Annotated in this window: 19 protein-coding genes; 9 read left to right on the top strand and 10 right to left on the bottom strand. The window is 70.9% G+C overall.

The genetic code is table 11. From position 1 onward, the window contains the following. The first annotated feature begins 156 nt into the window (after nucleotides 1-156). Nucleotides 157-2,562, top strand: coding sequence for a PQQ-binding-like beta-propeller repeat protein (locus tag AB0915_RS11930; protein WP_366690952.1), 2,406 nt, complete (start codon nucleotides 157-159; stop codon nucleotides 2,560-2,562). A 149-nt stretch (nucleotides 2,563-2,711) separates the two neighbouring features. Here the strand turns inward: AB0915_RS11930 and AB0915_RS11925 are convergent, their stop codons facing one another. Next, on the bottom strand, nucleotides 2,712-3,311 hold the full coding sequence (locus tag AB0915_RS11925) for a hypothetical protein (protein WP_366690979.1): 600 nt from the start codon (nucleotides 3,309-3,311) through the stop codon (nucleotides 2,712-2,714). Between the two features lie 264 nt (nucleotides 3,312-3,575). Between AB0915_RS11925 and AB0915_RS11920 the strand changes: the two genes are divergently transcribed. Further along, nucleotides 3,576-4,136, top strand: a complete 561-nt coding sequence (locus AB0915_RS11920) for a hypothetical protein (protein WP_366690951.1) — start codon at nucleotides 3,576-3,578, stop codon at nucleotides 4,134-4,136. Between the two features lie 6 nt (nucleotides 4,137-4,142). On the opposite strand, the gene AB0915_RS11915 is transcribed toward AB0915_RS11920, so the two are convergent. Genes AB0915_RS11915 through AB0915_RS11905 form a run of 3 tightly spaced genes read right to left on the bottom strand, consistent with a single transcriptional unit; the run spans nucleotide 4,143 to nucleotide 6,542 of the window. Further along, nucleotides 4,143-4,934 (bottom strand): enoyl-CoA hydratase/isomerase family protein, encoded by a 792-nt coding sequence (locus tag AB0915_RS11915; protein ID WP_366690950.1) that lies wholly within the window; start codon nucleotides 4,932-4,934, stop codon nucleotides 4,143-4,145. Nucleotides 4,935-4,944: 10 nt separating this feature from the next. Continuing rightward, on the bottom strand, nucleotides 4,945-5,385 hold the full coding sequence (locus tag AB0915_RS11910) for an OB-fold domain-containing protein (protein WP_366690949.1): 441 nt from the start codon (nucleotides 5,383-5,385) through the stop codon (nucleotides 4,945-4,947). Nucleotides 5,386-5,393: 8 nt separating this feature from the next. Further along, nucleotides 5,394-6,542, bottom strand: a complete 1,149-nt coding sequence (locus AB0915_RS11905; RefSeq protein WP_366690948.1) for a lipid-transfer protein — start codon at nucleotides 6,540-6,542, stop codon at nucleotides 5,394-5,396. A 97-nt stretch (nucleotides 6,543-6,639) separates the two neighbouring features. Here AB0915_RS11905 and AB0915_RS11900 point away from each other — a divergent pair, with 97 nt between their 5' ends. Beyond that, nucleotides 6,640-8,196, top strand: coding sequence for a FadD3 family acyl-CoA ligase (locus AB0915_RS11900; RefSeq protein WP_366690947.1), 1,557 nt, complete (start codon nucleotides 6,640-6,642; stop codon nucleotides 8,194-8,196). 27 nt (nucleotides 8,197-8,223) lie between these two features. On the opposite strand, the gene AB0915_RS11895 is transcribed toward AB0915_RS11900, so the two are convergent. Beyond that, the gene (locus AB0915_RS11895) at nucleotides 8,224-8,619 is read right to left on the bottom strand and encodes a hypothetical protein (protein WP_366690946.1); all 396 of its coding nucleotides are present in this window, start codon (nucleotides 8,617-8,619) and stop codon (nucleotides 8,224-8,226) included. A 121-nt stretch (nucleotides 8,620-8,740) separates the two neighbouring features. Between AB0915_RS11895 and AB0915_RS11890 the strand changes: the two genes are divergently transcribed. Further along, entirely contained in the window at nucleotides 8,741-9,016 is a 276-nt protein-coding gene (locus tag AB0915_RS11890) for a hypothetical protein (RefSeq protein ID WP_366690945.1), read from the top strand. Beyond that, nucleotides 9,016-9,411: a PIN domain-containing protein gene (locus AB0915_RS11885; RefSeq protein WP_366690944.1), complete on the top strand. Its 396-nt coding sequence runs from the start codon at nucleotides 9,016-9,018 to the stop codon at nucleotides 9,409-9,411. The genes AB0915_RS11890 and AB0915_RS11885 overlap by 1 nt, the downstream gene beginning before the upstream one ends. A 64-nt stretch (nucleotides 9,412-9,475) precedes the next feature. Here the strand turns inward: AB0915_RS11885 and AB0915_RS11880 are convergent, their stop codons facing one another. The 3 genes from AB0915_RS11880 to AB0915_RS11870 form a co-directional block, all read right to left on the bottom strand. Further along, nucleotides 9,476-9,691, bottom strand: coding sequence for a hypothetical protein (locus AB0915_RS11880; RefSeq protein ID WP_366690943.1), 216 nt, complete (start codon nucleotides 9,689-9,691; stop codon nucleotides 9,476-9,478). Between the two features lie 192 nt (nucleotides 9,692-9,883). Further along, nucleotides 9,884-10,057 (bottom strand): hypothetical protein, encoded by a 174-nt coding sequence (locus AB0915_RS11875; RefSeq protein WP_366690942.1) that lies wholly within the window; start codon nucleotides 10,055-10,057, stop codon nucleotides 9,884-9,886. Between the two features lie 195 nt (nucleotides 10,058-10,252). Then, nucleotides 10,253-13,225, bottom strand: a complete 2,973-nt coding sequence (locus AB0915_RS11870) for a BTAD domain-containing putative transcriptional regulator (RefSeq protein WP_366690941.1) — start codon at nucleotides 13,223-13,225, stop codon at nucleotides 10,253-10,255. Between the two features lie 261 nt (nucleotides 13,226-13,486). Here AB0915_RS11870 and AB0915_RS11865 point away from each other — a divergent pair, with 261 nt between their 5' ends. After that, nucleotides 13,487-14,713, top strand: a complete 1,227-nt coding sequence (locus tag AB0915_RS11865; protein WP_366690940.1) for an amidohydrolase family protein — start codon at nucleotides 13,487-13,489, stop codon at nucleotides 14,711-14,713. Between the two features lie 95 nt (nucleotides 14,714-14,808). On the opposite strand, the gene AB0915_RS11860 is transcribed toward AB0915_RS11865, so the two are convergent. Further along, a complete protein-coding gene (locus tag AB0915_RS11860) occupies nucleotides 14,809-15,636 on the bottom strand; it encodes a MerR family transcriptional regulator (protein WP_366690939.1) in 828 nt (275 codons plus the stop codon). Between the two features lie 163 nt (nucleotides 15,637-15,799). Continuing rightward, nucleotides 15,800-16,003 (bottom strand): cold-shock protein, encoded by a 204-nt coding sequence (locus AB0915_RS11855; protein ID WP_037693088.1) that lies wholly within the window; start codon nucleotides 16,001-16,003, stop codon nucleotides 15,800-15,802. A 423-nt stretch (nucleotides 16,004-16,426) separates the two neighbouring features. On the opposite strand from AB0915_RS11855, the gene AB0915_RS11850 reads away from it, so the two are divergent. The 3 genes from AB0915_RS11850 (at nucleotide 16,427) to mqnC (ending at nucleotide 20,677) form a co-directional block, all read left to right on the top strand. Then, nucleotides 16,427-17,305, top strand: a complete 879-nt coding sequence (locus tag AB0915_RS11850; RefSeq protein WP_037693090.1) for a menaquinone biosynthetic enzyme MqnA/MqnD family protein — start codon at nucleotides 16,427-16,429, stop codon at nucleotides 17,303-17,305. Nucleotides 17,306-17,674: 369 nt separating this feature from the next. Further along, nucleotides 17,675-19,405, top strand: coding sequence for a serine/threonine-protein kinase (locus tag AB0915_RS11845; protein ID WP_366690938.1), 1,731 nt, complete (start codon nucleotides 17,675-17,677; stop codon nucleotides 19,403-19,405). Between the two features lie 72 nt (nucleotides 19,406-19,477). Next, complete coding sequence (gene mqnC, locus AB0915_RS11840) at nucleotides 19,478-20,677, top strand: cyclic dehypoxanthinyl futalosine synthase (RefSeq protein WP_359106458.1); 1,200 nt, start codon at nucleotides 19,478-19,480, stop codon at nucleotides 20,675-20,677. Nucleotides 20,678-20,816: the final 139 nt, after the last annotated feature.

Here is a 20,816-nt window from a genome sequence, read left to right as displayed (position 1 = left end):
GACACCCCGATCCGCCCCCGGGTTCGCAACCATCGCCTCAGCCAGGAACAATCAGGGAGCGCACCGCCGGGTGGTGCCCAGTGGTGAGACGCTGCACAGGGCGGGGTTTTTCGCGGACTTCTGTTCCTGAGGTCCGTACGGGGAGGTGGCAGGCAAGTGGTGGAGCAGCTGACGCAGCACGACCCGAGGCGGATCGGCCCGTTCGAGGTGCTGGGACGGCTCGGGGCCGGCGGCATGGGGCTGGTCTATCTCGCCCGCTCGGCGTCCGGCCGGCGGGTGGCGATCAAGACCGTGCGTACGGAGCTCGCCGAGGACCAGCTCTTCCGGGTCCGCTTCACGCGTGAGGTGGAGGCCGCCCGCGCGGTCAGCGGCTTCTACACGGCCGCCGTGGTGGACGCCGACCCGCGTGCCGCCGTGCCGTGGCTCGCCACCGCTTACGTGCCCGCTCCCTCGCTCGAAGAAATAGTGACGGAGTGCGGCCCGATGCCGACCCAGGCGGTGCGCTGGCTGGCCGCCGGGATCGCCGAGGCGCTCCAGTCCATCCACGGCGCGGGGCTGGTCCACCGCGACCTCAAGCCGTCGAACGTGCTGGTGGTCGAGGACGGTCCGCGGGTGATCGACTTCGGGATCGCGTCCGGAGTCTCCAACACCCGGCTGACCATGACCAACGTGGCGGTCGGCACCCCTGCGTACATGTCGCCGGAGCAGGCCAGGGACTCGCGCAGTGTCACGGGCGCGAGCGATGTGTTCTCGCTCGGCTCGACGCTCGTCTTCGCCGCCACCGGGCATGCGCCGTTCCACGGGGCGAACCCGGTCGAGACGGTTTTCATGCTGCTGCGGGAGGGCCCCGATGTGGAGGGGCTGCCCGACGACCTGCGGCCGCTGATCGAGTCCTGCATGCAGATGGACGCCGGGCTGCGGCCCAGCCCGGCCGATCTGCAGGCCCGGCTCGCCCCGCACCTCTTTGCCTCCGGCAGCGACGACAGCGGTACGGCGTCGGCCTGGCTGCCGACGTCCGCCACGGCGATGATCGAGCAGCGCCGCGGCGGGGGGCGCACGGCGGTCCCCACCGCGCCGGCGCCCGCCCCTGCGCCCGCCCCGGCGCCGCCGCCGCCCCAGCACCCGCCGCGGGGCGCGGACTGGGAGTCGGCGTGGCGCAGCGGCGCTGACCTGAGGTCGCCGTCCCCCGCCCCCTCACCCGTTCGGGCGGCCGAGTCCGACGGGGGCGGTCCGGTGCGGCTGCCCGGGGCGAAGGTGCCGATCGGACCCGGGCCGCGTGCCGCGGACGTGCGCGCGATGGCCGGCGCCGAGGCGGGTCCCGCGACCGGGTGGGTGCGCCCGCCCGCCGGGCTGAACGGCGCGGTCCCGGCCGCCGCCCCGCTGCCCCCTCCGGCGCACGCCCCCGATGCGCCGCCCGCGGAGCCGGACCGCTGGCGGCCCTGGCGGTTCCGGATGTCGAACGACGTGTGGGGCACGCCGGTCGTCGCCGGGGACTTGCTGTACGTGACGTCGTTCGAGGTGCACGCGCTGGACGTCGGCAACGGACGGCGCCAGTTCAAGACCCGTGACGTCGCCTGGTCGATGACGCTCGACGGCGGCCGCATCCACGGCTCCGACGGCCCTTCGCTGTACGCCCTGGACGCGCTGACCGGCGTCGAACGGTGGCGGCTGCAGACCGACGCCTGGGTGCACTCGCTCAAGGCCGACCGGGGCACCGTCATCACCGGCACGCGCGGTGGCGGCGTGCAGGCGTGGGAAGCGTCCACCGGCGAGAAGCTGTGGGAGACCGGAGGCGTACAGACCGATTTCGAGACGGCCGAGGCCGGGCCCGCGATCCACGACGGCACGGTGTACCTGTGGCAGGACGCCCGGCTGCGCGCGGTGGACGCCCGTACGGGCATCGAGCGCTGGTCGTACCCGATCGGGGACGCGGCGTCCTGCGGGGGTGTGCCGGTACGGGTGACGGCCGCCGCGGACGGCTACGTGTACGTCGCCGCGGGCACCCGGGTCCTCGCGGTGGACATCGCGTCGGGGCTGGTGCGGTGGCACTTCGAGTCGCCCGCGGTCTTCCTGTCCCCGCCCGCGTTCGCGCCGGGGCCCGCGGTCACCGGTGGCGGGGTGTACCTGGCCGACTACCTCGGCACGGTGTACGCACTCGACGCGACGACCGGCAAGGACCGGTGGCGCATCGCGACGGAGGCGCGCCAGTCGATCGAACCGGTACTGGTCACGGCGGGCAATGTCCACGTCGGCAGCGGCAGCGCGCTGTACACGCTGGACGCGGTGACGGGTACCCCGAAATGGCGGTTCGCCGCGGGCGGCGAGGTCGTCGGCGCGCCGGTCGTCGCGGACGGCCGCGTCCACTTCGGTTCCGCGGACCACGTGCTGTACACGCTGGACGCAGCGGGCGGCCAGCTGCGCTGGAAGCTTGCGACGGGCGGCGAGATCACGGGGTCGCCGGTGGCGAAGGGGGGCGTGGTGTACGCGTGCAGCAAGGACCGCTGCGTGTACGCGCTGGACGCGCTGAAGGGGACGGGCACAGGGAACCGGGCACGGGCGTAGGCGTTCACCGGGCTCGCCCGGCAGCCGCTTTGTCCTCGGAGGAGCTCACGCCATGGGTGGCCGGCTCACCCCGACCCGTCCGTGTGAGGACGGAACCGTGCGCCATGGGTGGGGCAAGGCTGTGGAGGGCGTCGGGTGCGTCCGGCGCGTCAGGGGCCCGGCGGGCGGCGCGGGTCCGGGGGCTCGGGGCCCGTGTACGGGTCCGCCTCCGGCTCCGGCAGGGGACTCGTCTGCACCGATGGCCCCGGCTCCTGCGTCGGCGGCCAGGTGTCCGGATCGTCCGACCCCGGTGCCGCGTAGGGCCGCTTCCGGTCCACGCGCTCCAGACGCCCGCGGCCCCGCCGCCCCGGCATCACCGCAGCCCCCACCAGCATCAGTGCCCCGCCCACCGCGGCGGTCGCCACCCCCACCTGCAGCCCGGATCCGTCCGCCGCCACCGTCAGGCTCCCGGTCGCCTGCCCCTGCCGCACCATCCACAGCACGGTGAAGCCGAGGACGACGACCCCCGCGCACGCGACCAGCAGCCGGGACCGGAGCCACACACCCACCACCGTCACGGCCGCGGCGAAGAGAAGCGGCAGCCAGATCGACCCCCACAGTCCCGGCCGCGCACCGCTGATGCCGTTGAAGAGGTCCGCGATCCGGTACTGCCGCCCGAGGCGGCCGTCGTACCAGTCACGGAAGGGGCTGAGCACGGCGGCCGCCGCTCCTGCGAGAGCGACGGTCGAGCCGAGGATGTAGCGGATCATCATCGGCCTCCTGCGGTCGTGCGGACCGGCGTCGCGCGTCGGAACCGCTCTCGGCGTCGACGCTACGCCGGGCCCCTGACCCTCGCCACCAGGTCCTGTCCTGTCGATCTTCGTGGATCAGCCCAGGCGTTCCGGGCCCACGAAGATCGGCAGGACGGGACCCAGGGACGCACCGGCCGGACGACCCTTCCCGTGCGCCATGCGTTACGGTGTCGCGCGGTCGTTCGACAGCAACATGACAACAAAACAAGGGGGGCTGCATCGATGATGCGGCAGCATCTGAAACTCTCGGTGGTCCTGGTGGCGGTGGTGCTCGCGCTCACCGGCTTCTCGACCTCGACCCACGGCAAGGGCCGTGGCAGGAGCCACGGTTCGGGCGGAAGTAGTAGCAGCAGCAGCAGCGGCGGATGCTCCAACTCCAAGAAGAGCAACGGAAGTTACCACCGCAGCAGCTACGACAACGATGACTACGACGACAGCAACCACGACAGTTCGTCCAGTGGTTCCTCGAGCGGGACCGCGACGCCCGACGCCACCGCGACCGAAGCGCCCCAGGTGGCCGTCGTCCGCTGCGCGCAGCCCCGCAAGGGCAAGCGGCGCGCCGTGACCGCCTCCACCGTCCGCATCACGGCCGTTGCGTACGACACGCACATGTACGACATCGACGTCACCTTCCTCGACGCGGCCGGCCACACCGTCGACACCGGCGAGGCGAGCGTGGAGGTCGAAGGCGGCGCGAGCCGGACCCTATCCGTGCGGATGGACACCCCGGGCAAGGTGTCCCGGGTGAAGAAGTGCCGGGTCGAGGCCACGCTCAGCTACTGACCGCGCTCACCGCAGTCCGAACCCGCTGTCGCCACGTCCGCGCCCACGTTCCCGCGCCGCGAACAGCTCGCCCTGCCGCTCCACCGGCAGGTTTCCGAGCGCGATCAGGTGCGGGGCGTGGGCCAGTGCCTGGTTGCGCGCCGCTTCCTTGGCGGACCACACCGCCCGCACCGTTCCCTGCACCGCCCCGGTCGGGTACGACGCGATGACGGCCGCCGCCCGCACCGCCGCCGCCACCGCGCCGCCGGTCGCTGTCACCTCACTGACCAGCCCGGTCTCGTACGCACGACGGGCTGTCACCCGTTCGGCCGTACCCATCAGGGACATCCGGGCGACCTCCCCGAACGGCATCCGCTGTGCCATGTGAATCGCCTCGTACGCGCTGACCATGCCGTAGGTCGTATGCGGGTCGAAGAACGTCGCCTCCTCCGACGCGATGACGAACTCCGCCTCGCCCAGCAGATAGAACGCCCCGCCGCACGCCATCCCCTCCACGGCGGCGATCACCGGCTTCCACAGGTCGTTCGCCTTCGGCCCGATCGCGAGCAGCGGATCGTCGATCGTGTATGGGGACGAGGGCTGCGGCACCGCCACGTCCCGGTCGATGCCCGTGCAAAAGGCGCGCCCGCCCGCACCGGTGACGACGACGGCCCGCACCCCGTCGTCGAACCGGAACGCCCGCCACGCGGCGGCGAGTTCGTCCGCCGTCGCCAGGTCGATCGCGTTCAGCTTCTCCGGCCGGTCGAGGGTGACGACCGCGACCCCGGTCTCCTTGTCGGTCTCCGTCCGCAGCGTCATCGTCGTCCGCTCACCGTTCCAGGAGCCAGCGGACCACGGTCAGCTCCGGGCTCACGGGCGCGAAGACCGCCCGCACCGGTGCCCCGATCCGCAGCCGCGCCGGATCGACCGAGTTCAGCGGTGCTTCGGGGCCGCTGACCACATTGCCGACCAGCCGGATGTGCGGAGCTTCGGCGAGTTCGACGACGACCGCGTTGTACGGGGCCTGCGCGGCGTACGCGGGCAGCAGTGGCGGATGCGGCAGCACGTACGACCAGATCCGGCCGCGCCCGCTCATCGCCCGCCACTCGCTCTCGAAGGACCGGCAGTGCGGGCAGCAGGGCCGCGGCGGGAAACGGAGGGCGCCGCACGCGGGGGCGGCGCACGCCTGGACGCGGAGTTCGCCCCGGGCGGCGTACTCCCAGAAGGGGGCACCGTCCTCGTCGGCGACGGGCAGCAGCAGCGATTCCATCCGTGTTCTCAGCTCCTCAGCAGTACGGCGGAGGTGGGCACGCCCTCACCGGCGGTGACCAGGCAGGTTGCGGCGTCCGGCACCTGCGCGGTGGAGATCCCGCGCAGCTGCTTCACTCCCTCATTGATGAGGTTGAAGCCGTGCACGTACGCCTCGCTGAGCCCGCCGCCCCCGGTGTTGATCGGCAGCCGGCCGCCGCTCTCCAGCGCCCCGCCCTCGGTGAACGCGGCGCCCTCGCCGCGCCCGCAGAAGCCGTAACCCTCCAAGGAGAGCGGGATGAGCGGGGTGAACGCGTCATAGATCTGTGCGACATCGACATCGTCCGGCCCGAAGTCGGCGTGCTTCCACAGCTGCCGGGCGGCCGTCCAGGCGGGGCCGGTGAGCGGGTCGTCGTTCCAGTAGTTGACCATCCCGTGATGCTGGGCGGGAAGCCCCTGGGCGACGGAGTGGATGTAGACGGGCTTGTGGCGGCAGTCCCGGGCCCGCTCGGCGGAGACGACGACGCAGGCCAGTGCCCCGTCCGTCTCCAGACAGTTGTCGAAGAGACAGAGCGGCTCACTGATCCAGCGCGAGGTCATATACATGTCGCGGGTCAGCGGCCGTTCGTACATCATCGCGTCCGGGTTCTGGTTGGCGCGGTTGCGGCAGGCGAGCGCGACATTGAAGAGATGGTCGCGGGTGGCCCCGTACTCGTGCATGTACCGCCGTGCGAGCATCCCGATCTCGTCGGCGGGCCGCAGCAGACCGTACGGGCGGGTCCACTGGGCGGGGGTGGGCAGCTGGACGGTGGTGTCCTTCCAGGGCCTCGGCCCCGAGCCGCGCTTCCGCGAGCGCCAGGCGACCCCGACGCTCGCCTGTCCGGTGGCGACGGCCGCGGCGAGATGTGCGATCGTCGCGCACGAACCACCGCCCCCGTAGCCGACCTTGGAGAAGAAGGTGACGTCACCGGCCCCGATCGCCTTGGCGACCTCGACCTCGTCGGTCTCCTCCATCGTGTACGAGGCGAACGCGTCGACCTCCGACGCGGAGACGCCCGCGTCGTCGAGTGCCGCGACGATGGCCCGGCAGGCCAACGTCTTCTCGGATTCCGGGAGTTGTTTCGCGAAGGCCGTCTGTCCGATCCCGGCTATCGCCGCCACGTCCTTGAGCGTCGCCACCCGCCACCTCCGCGATCGTCATGACTGCTGACAGCGGCAGAGGCTACAGCTAATCTGACGGATAGTCAGCTGTTGCGGTTCGGTGGGAGGGCATGCGATGCGCGGCGACGAGGAGTGGGGCAGCATCCCGAAGCTGGTGCGGGCGGCAGCGCGGCGGTACGGAGACCGTGAGGCGGTCGTCGAGGGCCGCACCCGCATCTCGTACGCCGAACTCGGTGACCGCGTCGAACGCGCCGCCGCGGCGTGCATGGCCTCGGGTGTGGAGCCGGGGGACCGGGTCGCGGTCTGGGCACCGAACACCCTGGACTGGATCGTCTCCGCGCTCGGGGCGGTCACGGCGGGCGCGGTCCTGGTCCCCCTCAATACCCGCTTCAAGGGCGCGGAGGCGGCGTACATCCTGGAACGCAGCCGGGCGAAGCTGCTCTTCATCACCGGCACCTTCCTGGGCACGTCGTACGTGGCGTCGCTGCGCAGGGCGGAGGCGGAACTTCCGCACCTGGAGCGGGTGGTGGTGCTCGCGGACACGGCACCCGAGTCCTACCTCACCTGGAAGGACTTCCTGGCGGCGGGGGAGCGGATATCGCCTGCCGCGGTACGGGAACGGGCCGACGCGGTCGCCTCCGCATCCCCGTCCGACATCATCTACACCTCCGGCACCACGGGCCGTCCCAAGGGCGCCGTCATCACCCACGCCCAGACCCTGCGCTGCTACGCGATCTGGAGCGAACTGGCCGGCCTGCGCGAGGGCGACCGCTATCTGATCGTGAACCCGTTCTTCCATACGTTCGGCTACAAGGCGGGCATCGTCGCGTGCCTGATGCGGGGCGCGACGATGATCCCGCAACCGGTGTTCAACGTGGACACCGTCCTCGCGAACATCGCCGCCGAACGCATCTCGGTCCTCCCCGGCCCGCCCACCCTCCACCAGTCGCTCCTGGACCACCCGGCGCGGGCGACGCACGACCTCTCCGCCCTGGGCCTGGTCGTCACGGGCGCGGCGGTGGTCCCCCTGCGGCTGGTGGAACGCCTGCGCACGGAGCTGGGCATCGAGACGGTCCTCACGGCCTACGGCCTCTCGGAGGCGAGCGGCATCGTCACGATGTGCCGACAGGGCGACCCGCCCGAGACGATCTCCGCCACCTCGGGCCGCGCGATCCCCGGTACGGAGATCCGCGTCCTGGCGGACCCCGGCAGCCCAGGGGAGATCCTGGTCCGCGGCTTCCACGTGATGCGGGGCTACTTCGAGGACCCGGACACCACGGCGGCCACGATCACCGAGGACGGCTGGCTCCGCACCGGCGACATCGGTGTCCTCGACGAGGCGGGCAACCTGCGCATCACGGACCGGATCAAGGACATGTTCATCGTCGGCGGCTTCAACGCGTACCCGGCCGAGATCGAACAACTCCTGGGCCTCCACCCGGATGTGGCGGACGTGGCGGTGATCGGCATCCCGGACCCGAGGCTCGGCGAGGTCGGCAAGGCGTACGCGGTCCGCCGGGCGGGCGCGACGCTGACGGCGGACGACCTGATCGCCTGGTCGAGGCGCGAGATGGCGAACTACAAGGTGCCGAGGGCGGTGGAGTTCGTGGGGGAGCTGCCGCGGAACGCGAGCGGGAAGGTGGTGAAGGGGGAGCTGCGGGGGCGGGGGTAGGGGCCGCTCAGGCCGAAGGCCAAGGCGTCAGCTGGAGCATGTGGACGCACTGGTGCCGGATGATCGTGAGGTGGCGAGAGATTCCCGTGCGGACGCGTGCACGATACGGATCTCGTCCATGGCTGCCCGCCAGACAGGGTCATCCCTGTCGAGGTTCTGCGCCGCGTACTCGGCAGAGTGCAGGCGGGCGGCGGCAACGGGTAGCCGGGCGATCTCCACCGCGACGGCCCACGTCTCCAGGAACTGCATGATCGGCCCCAGGCTGCCGGTCTCCGCGGCCAGCGCGATGGCTGCGTCCTTCTGCTGCTCCATCTCGCCCAGCCGGTGCGGAGCCACCCGCGCGAGGGCGATTCGGAGCGCCGCAGGGGTCCGCTGCGGGCGGGGGATGAGGGGCCCCGCGGGGTCGATGTGCTGTGCGGTCATTCCGGTCCCTTCGCGCGTCTCCGCAGCCACGGTACGGGAGAGACGTGCGGCGGCGCATGCGCTTCACCGTATGGGGTGAATAGGGCGATGCGGGCACGATCGCGGCAGTATGGTGATTGGTATGGCAACCAAGAAATACACGGTCACCCTGCCGGAGGAGCTGGCGGAGGAGATCCGCAGCGAGGTCGGCCCCGGTGCGTTCAGCGCGTATGTCACGCGCGCCATAGAGCGCCAGCGTGAGCACGACCGGCTGGGGGAGCTGGTCGCCTGGATGCAGGAAGGGGGCGGGCCGCTCACAGAGGAGGAGCAGGCCGCGGCTGCGGCGGAGCTCCGCGACATCGAGCGGTGGTTCGAGGAGCGGGAATCCGGGGCGCAGGGCGGGGCGGCAGCTGCCTGATGGGAGACACCTGCTTTGTGCTGGACAGCGAGGCACTGTCCAGGGCCGTACTCCGCGACAGGGCCATGACCGCCATCCTCACGAAGGCTCATCAGTCCGGTGTCCGCGTGGTGACCAGCTCCATGACACTCATCGAGGCGTATCACAGCAAGATCCGGCGACCCGTCTGGAACTGGGCGATGGCGCGGGTGGTGGTCGAGCCCGTGACCAAGGACATCGCCGACGAGGCGATTGAACTATTGGGGAAGACCGGGCTGCACGGCCATAAGTACGCCATCGATGCGGCCCTGGCGGTGATCGCGGGGCGTCAGCCGGGGCGAGTGGTGGTCTTCACGTCGGACGATGACGACATGGGGAAGTTGTGCGAGGCGAGGGTGCTGGTGCGGGGGCTGTAGCCCCGCCGGACGCGGAAGAGGCCCGAGCTTTTCGGCTCGGGCCTCCCTTGCGTGCGGGTAGGGCTCAGGTGGCGTGCATGTCCTGCGTCGTGACGGGGGTGCCGCCGGTGGCGTGCATGTCCTGCGTCGTGACGGGGGTGTCGCCGGTAGCGTGCATGTCCTGCGTCGTGACGGGGGTGTCGCCGGTCATGTGGCTGTCGGCCAGGGCGGGGCTGGCCGCGCCGAGACCGAGGGCCACGGCGAACGCGGCGGCGACGAGCGTCTTCTTCGTGCGGGTCATTCCAACTCCTGTGTGTGGAGCGAGCTTCCGGACGTGAAGTGACAGTAGTGACAGGGGGGGGCGGTGGTGGAACCCCGTTGGCGGGAAGCGGTCGAACGTTGGCGCGAATACGTGAGCCGGTGTGCGAACGTGCAGCGGCCGCGACGGCTCCCCCTCCGCGCCGCCGCGGCCGCCCCCCGTGCGGGTGAGGTCTTAGTTGGTCGGCTCGCTCGTCGCGTGCGCGTCCGTGGGCTTGACAGGCTCGCTCGTCGCGTGCGCGTCAAGCGGCTTGAGCGGCTCGCTTGTGGCGTGTGCGTCCAGGGTGGTGATTTCCTCGCCGGTGGCGTGCGCGTCCGTCGGCTTGAGGTTCCCGGTGTTGTCGGCCATGAAGGTCAACTCCTGAAAAAAGTGGGTGTAATGGATGGGCGCGCCGCCCGGCGATTCCCCCGTGGATCGCCGGGCGGGCATTCCAGGGCCGTTCACCCTAGCGGTGAGGCCACTCGCCGATCCGTCTGCCCCCCGACGCGGCGGATCGATAAGTCAGAGACTGCCGTGCGGTGATAAACGATTGATGAACGGCCGTCAGGCCACCCCGGCCACATGTGCCGGGTGCAGTAGTGCGTGTACCTCCTCGGCTTCGGGGGAGCCGAGTTCCTCAAAGGCTGAAAGAGCCTCGCGCCAGCAGACTCGGGCCCGGTCGGTCTGTCCGATGGCGGCCAGGCTTCGTCCTAGCACGGACAGGACGTTGGCGCGCCGCCATTCACCGCCGACACCCCGAAGCACGGCCAGGGCTTGCTCTGCGTGGGACGCGGCCTGAGCCGGCTGTCGATTACCCAAGTGCACCTCGGCCAGACGGAACAGCGTCATGCCGTGCCACAACTGCTGACGGCTGTCCTGGAAGACGTGCAGCGCCTCGTTCAGAGTGGCCTCGGCTCGTGAGGCCAGTCCGGTACCCATGAGGGCAAGGCCGAGTGCGTACTTTCCGTTGGCGAGGCGAAGGGCCAGGCCGGTGGTGTCCTGCTCGTAGATGGTTACGCCTTGCTGGGCGAGGTCCACGGCGCTCATCGTTCGGCCTGTTGCGAGGTGGACGCGGGACAGATTGCACAGGGCGGCTGCTTCACCCGGCTTGTTGCCGTCGGCCTGGAAGGCTGCCAATGCTTCGGTGAGATGGCTTTCCGCTTCGCCGTGACGGTTTTCGTAGAGCGCGATGATGCCGCGCTGGTTGGGTGCCTGCCCCAAAGAGACCGGATCCTGGGCCGACCGCCCCAGAGCCAGTGCCCGCCGCGCCTGGATCTCGGCTTCGGCGAAGCGTCCGGAGACGCTGAGAGCATGGGTGAGCATAGTGCGCGCACGACCCTCCGCGTGGGCGTCCCCCGCCGTCTTGGCGGCCTCACTGACGGCCATGGCGGCGGCTGCGAACTGGTGTGAATTCGCACCCGATTCGCCTAGATCCACAACGGCCATGAGCAGGTCGGAGGCGCGCCTCGACATTCCGATGGAGGCCGATTGTCGGGCGCAGGCGAGCAGGCCGCTGGATTCGGTGAACAGCCAGTCGAGGGCGGTCTCCCGCACCTGAACAGTCAGCCCCGGATGCTCGGTGCGCGAGAAGTGGTCGAGCACCCGCTCCCCCGGCCGCTCCAGCGCATACACCCCCGCCGCCGTCGCCAGATAGAAGTCCAGCAGCCGCGACAGCGCAAACTCCCGCTCCTCCGGCGGCTGTTCGTCCCGTTCCGCGCACGCACGCGCGTAGAGCCGTACCAGGTCGTGGTAGCGGTACCTGCCCGGCGCCGCCGACTCCAGGAGCGACGTGTCGACCAGGGACTCCAGCAGGTCCTCCGCCGCATGCACCTCCAGGTTCAGTAGCGCCGACGCTGCCGGCAGGGAGATGTCCGGGCCGTCCGCCAGGCCCAGCAGGCGGAACGCGCGGGCCTGGGCCGGTTCCAGTTGGCCGTAGCCGAGTTCGAAGGTGGCCTTCACCGCCAGGTCGCCCGCCTGGAGTTCGTCCAGGCGGCGCCGCTCGTCCGCGAGTTTGGCCGCGAGGACGGAGACCGTCCAGGTGCGGCGGGAGGCCAGGCGGGAGGCGGCGATACGGATCGCCAGGGGGAGGAAGCCGCACGCGGCGACCACGTCCAGGGCCGCCTCGCGCTCCGAGCCGACCCGTTCCTCGCCGACGATCCGGGTGAAGAGCTGGAGCGCCTCCTCCGGGGACATCACGTCCAGGTCCACCAGGTGCGCGCCCGCCAGGTCGACCATGCGGACGCGGCTGGTCACGAGGGCCGCGCAGCCGGCCGTGCCGGGCAGCAGGGGGCGGATCTGCGCCGCGTCGTGCGCGTTGTCCAGGAGGACCAGGATGCGGCGGCCGTCGAGCGTGGAGCGGTAGAGGGCGGCGCGTTCGTCCAGGGAGTCGGGGATCGCCGAGTCCGCCGTGCCCAGAGCGCGCAGGAACGCGCCGAGCACCGTCTCCGGCTCCGCCGCCCGTGCGCCGGCGCCCTGCAGGTCGACGTAGAGCTGGCCGTCCGGGAAGTGCGGGCGCGCCTGGTGGGCGACGTGCACGGCGAGGGTCGTCTTGCCGACGCCGCCGATGCCCGCGAGCGCCGACACGGCCATGACCGAACCCTCCGCCGTCGCCAGCCGGTCGCCCAGCTCGCGTACGAAGGAGGCGCGGCCGGTGAAGTCCGGTACCGTCGCCGGGAGTTGGGCCGGGCGGACGGCGGCGGGCGCGGGCGCGGCCTCGTCGGCCGGGTGGGCCAGGTCCTCGTCGGCCTGCAGGATCCGCTGCTGGAGCTGCGAGAGCTCGGGGCGCGGGTCGACGCCCAGCTCGTCGGCGAGCAGCCGGCGCGTGTCGGCGTACACCGCGAGCGCTTCCGCCTGACGGCCGCTGCGGTACAGGGCGATCATCAGCAGTTCGCGCAGCCGCTCCCGCAGCGGGTGCGCCGCGGTGAGTGCGGTGAGTTCGGAGACCGCCTCCGCGTGGCAGCCGACCTCCAGATCCAGGTCGAGCCGGGTCTCGGTGAGCTGGAGCCGCCACTCGGCGAGCCTGGTGCGCTGGTTCTCGGCGTAGGGGCCCGGGACGGAGGCCAGCGTTTCGCCGTCCCACAGCGCCAGCGCCTCGTTGAGCAGGGTCCGGGCCCGGTACCGGTCCCCGCCCGCCCGCGCCTTCTCCGCGCCGGCGGCCAACTCCTGGGCCACCGTGAGGTCGAGCGCGTCGGGGCTGGTCCGGATCGCGTACCCGCCGGCGTCGCTGACCAGCGTGGACGGGTCGAGGGTCTTGCGCAGCCGGGACGCGTACGTCCGTACGGCGGCGAGCGCCTGGGACGGGGGCTCGTCGCCCCAGATGGCGTCGATGAGTTCGGCGGCGGTGGCCGTGCGTCCGTCGCGCAGCAGCAGCGCGACCAGCAGGGCCCGCTGCTGCGGCGATCCGGACGCCAGCGGTTCGTCGTCGCGCCAGGCGCGTACGGGGCCGAGCACGGCAAACCGCAGGCCGGTCCCGGTCGTCTGCTGCTGAGCAGCGCGCTGCTCCGGAACGCGCACACGTGGTCCGTGGTCACGGTCCATTGATGCCCCCTGTCCTGCTCGCCCCGCCAGTCCTGCCGGTCGCGCTGGTGTCCCTGCCCGGAATGACCGCCGCTGCACCGATGTGGTCCGGGTGGATCCGGATTACGACCTACCGCTGGTATCGCGGTCAACAGTCTGCCTTGTTATGGGTGGACACGTCAGCAGTGGGTGACGCTCTGCGCAAGCCCTCGACAACGATTTGGAGCCCAGGCCCGGTCCGGAGAGCTGACGGTACGTCAGATCGGCGCTACCGTGGTGCACATGGAGACCTTCCCGAAGATCATCTCGGTGGACGACCACACGGTGGAGCCCGCTCATGTCTGGCGGGACCGGCTCCCGTCCAAGTACCTCGACCGCGGCCCGCGCATCGTCCGCGCCCCCCTGAAGGAAATGACCTTCATGGGCGGCAGGTTCGCACCGGTGATGGGCGCAAAGGGTGACGAGGGACCGATCGGCGACTGGTGGGTGTACGAGGATCTGCACCGGCCGCTCACCCGGCTCGACACCTCCGTCGGCTACGACAGGGACGAGATCAGGCTCGAAGTCATCACGTACGAGCAGATGCGCCCCGGTTCGTACGCGGTCCCGGACCGGCTCGCCGACATGGACATCAACCACGTCCAGTCCGCGCTCTGTTTCCCGACCTTCCCTCGGTTCTGCGGCCAGACGTTCACGGAGGCGAAGGACCGTGAACTCGGACTGCTCGGCGTGCGCGCGTACAACGACTGGATGGTGGAGGAGTGGTGCGGCCCCGACGCGCAGGGCCGGCTGATCCCGCTGACCCTCGTCCCGCTCTGGGACGCACAGCTCGCCGCCGACGAGGTCCGGCGGAACGCCGCGCGCGGGGTGCGTGCCGTCGCGTTCTCCGAGATACCCCCACATCTGGGTCTCCCGTCGATACATACGGACGAGTGGGATCCGTTCCTGCGGGCCTGCGACGAGACGGGCACCGTGATCGCGATGCACATCGGCTCGTCCTCGAAGATGCCGTCCACCTCGGCCGACGCCCCGCCCGCGGTCGGCTCCACCATCACCTTCGCCAACTGCTGCTTCTCGATGGTCGACTGGCTGATGAGCGGCAAGTTCGAACGGTTCCCGAACCTCCGGATCATGTACGCGGAGGGCCAGATCGGCTGGATCCCGTACATCCTGGAACGGGCCGACGTGGTCTGGGAGGAGAACCGGGCCTGGGGCGGTGTCGCCGACAAGGTGCACCGGCCGCCGTCGGAGCTCTTCGCCGAGCATGTGTACGGGTGCTTCTTCGATGACGCGTTCGGGCTGAAGAACCTGGACGCGATCGGCGTCGAAAACGTCCTGTACGAGACCGACTACCCGCACTCGGACTCGACCTGGCCCAAGTCGCGCGAGGTCGGCGAGGCGCAGATGGGGCACCTGGACCCGGACGTGGTGGACCTGATCGTGCGCCGCAACGCCATCGATCTGCTGGGGCTCACGGACGAGGGACTGTGGCCGGGGCCGGGGGCGTGAGGCCGTAGGCCCCACCGACCGGGGGCGGCACGGGCCCCACCGACGGGTGGTGCGGCACGGGGCCCACCGTCTCCGGCAGGCCCCGCGGGACGTGGTCAGGCCCTGGTCACCGGCTCCTGGAGCTCCGTCACCCACGTGTCCTTGTCCTCCGGGCACTCCAGGTTGATTTCCCGGGTGTACCCCAGTGACCGGTACCCGTTGGTGTCCAGCCAGCGGGCCAGCGTCTGCTCGGTGGTGAGGACCCCGTCCATCGAACCGCGGTGGACGATGGTCGCCGCCTCGAACGCGGGCAGGTCGACCACCGTGACGCCGGTGTCACCGACCGGGCCGACCGGGGCGGAGACCGTCACCCCCGCGTGCACGGTGATCGCGCCGTCGCCCGCCGGGGCGTCCTCGTAGCGCGCGATGCCCGGGCCGGTGGGGCTGATTCCGGCCGCCTCCAGCAGCGGGAACAGCCGGTCGTACAGCGGTCCGATCACCGGAGTGATGGCCTGCGGCTCGTAGCCGGCCGCAGTCCCCGTCAGCTCCGCCACCCGTACCGCGGGAACGTTCTTGATCACAACGTCGTCCGTGGGCATGTGCCCCTCGCTCTCGATCGATCGGAGTCTCGCCTCGACCTGCGCCAGCCGCGCCGCCGCTGCGGCCATGGCCGCCTCCAGCTCCGCCTGCCGCAGTCGCAGCATTCCGCGGAGCTCCTCGGGTCCGACCTGTTCGTCGAGTACGGCCTGCACCTGCTGGAGCGTGAAGCCGAGATCCTTGAGAGCGATGATGCGGTTGAGGCGGGCGAGCTGAGCGGCACCGTAGAAGCGGTAGCCGGTCGCGGGGTCGGTGCGGTCGGGAGGCAGGAGCCCGATGGCGTCGTAGTGACGCAGCATCCGGGCCGACACCCGTCCGTACCTGGCGAAATCTCCGATGGTGAACATGATGTTTCCGAGTTCACGCCCTCACACGGTGTCAAGGTCAAGCTCCCGTCCGCGGCGGCACCGGGCGGGGCATCACAAGGCAGGAGCCCCGCTCCTCCGCCGAGGCGGGGGAGCGGGGCTCCTTGGGTACTGCATGCCGGCCGCGATCGGCCGACCCGGGCAACTAGGCCGGGCTGACGTTCTCAGCCTGCGGGCCCTTCGGCCCCTGAGTGACGTCGAAGTTCACGACCTGGTTCTCCTCGAGGGAGCGGAACCCGGACGCGTTGATCGCGGAGTAGTGGACGAAGACATCCGGGCCGCCGCCGTCCTGGGCGATGAAGCCGAAGCCCTTTTCAGCGTTGAACCACTTGACGGTTCCGGTAGCCATAAGCCCTCCTTGGGCCAAAGGGTTGCCCTGCTCCAGAACCTGCAAAGAAGTCTGAAAACTACAAAAGCCTGCGGGTTACATGCTCCGCAGGCTCTGTACTGCAAGGGAAACCAAACTGCAACTTGCGTCGAGCCTAGCACGCAGCGTGTGCGGAACGGTAGAGGGAAAGATCACTTCACCCGGATGTTTGATTGCCCTGCCGAGAGAGTGACGGAGATAGCGGTCAGAAGGGGGCCCGGGGATGTCGTTCGGGTGGCGCGGAGGTGGCCGCGGAGACACGCCGGGGCGCGGGACCGGCAGGCACGGAGGGGCGGGACCGGCAGGCACGGAGGCGCGGGACCGGCAGGCATGGAGGGGCGGGACTGGGCGCGCCCTCCGCGCCCCGGTGGCGGCGGGATGCCCGCACGGGTCTAGCCTCGCGATGTGGACAATTCAACCGTCTCCCCCGCAGCAGGCGACGACCGTCGCAGCAGGCCGCGCGTCGGCCACATCCAGTTCCTGAACTGCCTCCCCCTCTACTGGGGCCTGGCGCGGACCGGAACCCTGCTCGACCTGGAGCTGTCGAAGGACACCCCGGAGAAGCTCAGCGAGCAGCTGGTCCGCGGTGACCTCGACATCGGCCCCATCACCCTCGTCGAGTACCTGCGCAACGCCGATCAGCTCGTCGCCTTCCCCGATATCGCGGTCGGCTGCGACGGGCCCGTCATGTCGTGCGTGATCGTGTCGCAGCTGCCCCTGGAGCAGCTCGACGGGGCCCGGGTGGCACTCGGTTCGACCTCGCGCACCTCCGTACGCCTCGCTCAGCTGCTGCTCGCCGAGCGGTACGAGGTGACGCCCGACTACTACACCTGCCCGCCCGACCTCGGCCTGATGATGCAGGAGGCGGACGCCGCCGTGCTGATCGGCGACGCCGCGCTGCGCGCCTCGCTGCACGACGCGCCGCGCCTCGGTCTGCAGGTCCATGACCTGGGGCAGATGTGGAAGGAGTGGACGGGGCTGCCGTTCGTCTTCGCGGTCTGGGCGGCCCGCAAGGACTATCTGGCCGCGCACCCGGCCGTGGTGGAGGAGGTGCACCGGGCGTTCCTCGCCTCGCGAGACCTGTCGCTGGAAGAGGTCACCAAGGTCGCCGAGACGGCGGCGCGGTGGGAGGTCTTCGACGCGGAGCTGCTGGAGCGATACTTCACGACGCTGGACTTCCGCTTCGGTCCGGACCAGCTGTCGGGTGTACGTGAGTTTGCCCGTCGGACCGGGGCGACGACCGGTTTCCCGGTGGACGTGAACGTCGAGCTGCTCGACCACTGATCCGGCACCGGCCGCTGCGCGGGGGGAATGGGCCGGGCAATGGGTGAATGCTGAACCTTCTTCTGGGCTTCACCGTTCCCTTCCGCGCTGTTTATCGCACTGCCCGGGGATTCCTTTCCGGCGAATGCCGCGAATGCGGCGGCCGGACAGCTCGTACGCCCTATCCCGAATAGCGGACGGCGTACGGGGTGAGTCCGGGTCGAGTCCCGGATTCGATCGGGTGAACGACTCATTCGCGCCTTTTGCTGTGTCGAAAACCGCGATTCGTTCCCATAGGGGCGAAATCGGCCGATGGTTTCTCTGTGATCTCACGACCTCCGACCCCTAGGCTTCGGTCGGAGGTCCGGCCGGTCCACAGGGGGAGTCCATATGCAGCCGCTGGAAGCCGGCGAACCGCTCACCATCGGTGCCTACCGGTTGCTCGGCAGACTCGGTGCGGGCGGCATGGGCCGGGTGTATCTGGGACGCAGCGCGGGCGGACGCACCGTCGCGGTCAAGGTCGTCCATCCGCACTTCGCACTCGACGAACAGTTCCGTGCCCGGTTCCGGCGTGAGGTCGACGCGGCGCGGCGGATCGGCGCCCAGTGGACGGCGCCTGTCCTGGACGCCGATCCGGACGCACCCGTGCCGTGGGTCGCCACCGGCTATGTCGCCGGGCCCCCGCTGTCGGCCGCGGTCACCGAGCACGGGCCACTGCCCGAGCAGGCGGTACGGACCCTGGGCGCCGGACTCGCGGAGGCCCTGGCCGCCGTGCACGGGCAGGGGCTCATCCACCGCGACGTGAAGCCGTCCAACGTCCTGCTCGCCCTCGACGGCCCCCGCCTCATCGACTTCGGTATCGCCCGCGCGATCGACGCCACCGCCTCGCTCACCTCCACCGGGGTCTCGGTCGGCTCGCCCGGCTACATGGCACCGGAGCAGATCCGGGGTCTGGAGATCTCGGGCGCCGCCGATGTCTTCTCGCTCGGCGCGGTGCTCGCGTACGCGGCGACGGGCGACGCCCCCTTCCTCGGCGATTCCTCGGCAGTACTCCTCTACAAGGTGGTGCACGAGGAGCCGGAGCTGGGTGAGATCGAGGGCGAACTGCGGGACGTGATCGCCACGTGCCTGGCGAAGGACCCCGCGCGTCGGCCCACCCCGACGGAGCTCGCCCGGCAGCTGGCACCCGGCGGGGCGGCGGCCGCGGTGGCGGCGGGCTGGCTGCCCGGACCGCTGGTGCGCGAGGTCAGCCGCTCGGCAGTGGCGCTGCTGGACCTGGAGCCGCAGGACGGGCCCGTGCAGTCGGGACCGGTGCCGTTCAGCAACGCCTCCCTCACCGCCCACGGCTCCGCCGACAGCAACGGCGCGCACGGAGTGTTCGGGCCGCCGATCGAGCCGACCCGCCCGCCCCGGACGTCCCCGCCGGCCGAGGCCGGGGACCACGACCCGGGCGGGCTCCCCGGCCCCCGTACCCCCGCTTCCCGGTTCTCCGTGACCGTCGGCGCCGGCTCCGAACCCGGCCCCGCCGGCCGGAACCGCGGCCGCAGGCTCAGCTGCACCGTCGCCCTCGCCGTGGCGGGCGCGCTCGCCGCCGTGACCGTCGGCAGCGCCCTCCTCCTCGACCTGCTGCCGGGCATCGGTGGCAGCGACGCCGAGCACGGCGGGGTCGCCCAGCCCCCTGCCGCGTCCACCGGCGCGTCGCCGAACCCGACGGACGAGGGATACGACGGTGCGGGCCAGGTCACCGCGCTGCCCAAGACGTTCGTCGGTACCTGGAAGGGGCCGCTGACCGAGAAGACGACCGGGCAGCCGCACGGCACCCTCACCGCGGTGTTCACCGAGGGGAAGAAGGGCACGGACGTCGTCCGTATGAACACCACCTTCTCCGCCCTCGGAGCGACCGTCAGCTGCAACAGCATCGCGAAGCTCTCCTCCGGCACCGCCGAGGAACTGACGCTCCGGGAGCGCGCCGACCCGGACCGGCCCGGAACCGCCGGGCTCTGCACGCAGACCACGACCGACGTCACCTTCACCCTCGCCGGGGACGGCACACTCCGCTTCCGGTCCGAGGAGCGGGGCGCGGGGCTTCCCTACGGCACACTCGCCCGGTCCGGCAACTGACCCCGGGAGGGGCTGGCGTAGGCTGAACCGGTCCATGGATCCGTTGAAAAACCGCCGAAAGGTGACAGCCCGGTGACCGAGAAGGCCGACCTCCAGCCCATCCTCGACCGAGCCGCCGAAGGCGGCCGGATCACTCCGGAGGAGGCCCTCGACCTTTACCGGTCGGCGCCCCTGCACGCGCTGGGCGCGGCCGCCGACGCCGTGCGCCGACGCCGCTACGCCGGTACGGAGCACATCGCGACGTACATCATCGAGCGCAACATCAACTACACCAACGTGTGCGTCACGGCCTGCAAGTTCTGCGCCTTCTACGCCGCACCGAAGGACACCGCCAAGGGCTGGTCCCGCGACCTCGACGACATCCTGCGCCGCTGCGCGGAGACCGTCGAGCTCGGCGGCACGCAGATTATGTTCCAGGGCGGGCACCACCCGGACTACGGCGTCGAGTACTACGAGGAGCACTTCTCCGCGATCAAGAAGGCGTTCCCGCAGCTGGTCATCCACTCGCTGGGCGCCTCCGAGGTCGAGCACATGGCCCGGATCTCCAAGGTCTCCGTGGAGGAGGCCATCCAGCGGATCCACGCCGCCGGTCTCGACTCCTTCGCGGGCGCCGGAGCCGAGCTGCTGCCGGCCCGGCCGCGCAAGGCGATCGCCCCGCTCAAGGAGTCCGGCGAGCGCTGGCTGGAGATCATGGAGGCGGCACACCGGCTCGGTGTCGAGTCCACCTCCACGATGCTGATGGGCACCGGCGAGACCAACGCCGAGCGCATCGAGCACCTGCGCATGATCCGCGACGTACAGGACCGGACCGGTGGCTTCCGCGCGTTCATCCCGTACACGTACCAGCCGGAGAACAACCACCTGAAGGGCCGGACGCAGGCCACGCTCTTCGAGTACCTGCGGATGATCGCCATCGCCCGGCTCTTCCTCGACAACGTCGCCCACATCCAGGGCTCCTGGCTGACCACCGGCAAGGAGGTCGGCCAGCTGTCGCTGCACTACGGCGCCGACGACCTCGGCTCGATCATGCTGGAGGAGAACGTCGTCTCCTCCGCCGGTGCCAAGCACCGCTCCAACCGGCTGGAGATCATCGACCTGATCCGCAAGGCGGGCCGGGTCCCGGCGCAGCGCGCCACGACGTACGAGCACCTCGTCGTCCACGACGACCCGGCGAACGACCCGGTCGACGAGCGCGTCGTCTCGCACATCTCGTCCACCGCGATCGAGGGCGGCACCGCACACCCGGAACTCAAGCTCCTCAGCGCCAACTGAGGCCGACCGGCACATGGGGGGTGGGAGAAGGAGCGGGGTTGGGTGCGTGCAGCTGCAAGGCGGAGGATTGAGGCATGGCGGGGCCATGGTGATTGACGACAACGCGGCAGATGTGCGTGCCCAGCCCCGCGACGCCGCC

It is taken from the genome of Streptomyces sp. NPDC048411 (assembly GCF_040704695.1).
In the GTDB taxonomy this organism is placed as follows: Bacteria; Actinomycetota; Actinomycetes; order Streptomycetales; family Streptomycetaceae; genus Streptomyces.
The sequence above is the reverse complement of the archived record's forward strand: the minus strand, read 5'-3'. Positions and strand labels throughout refer to the sequence as shown.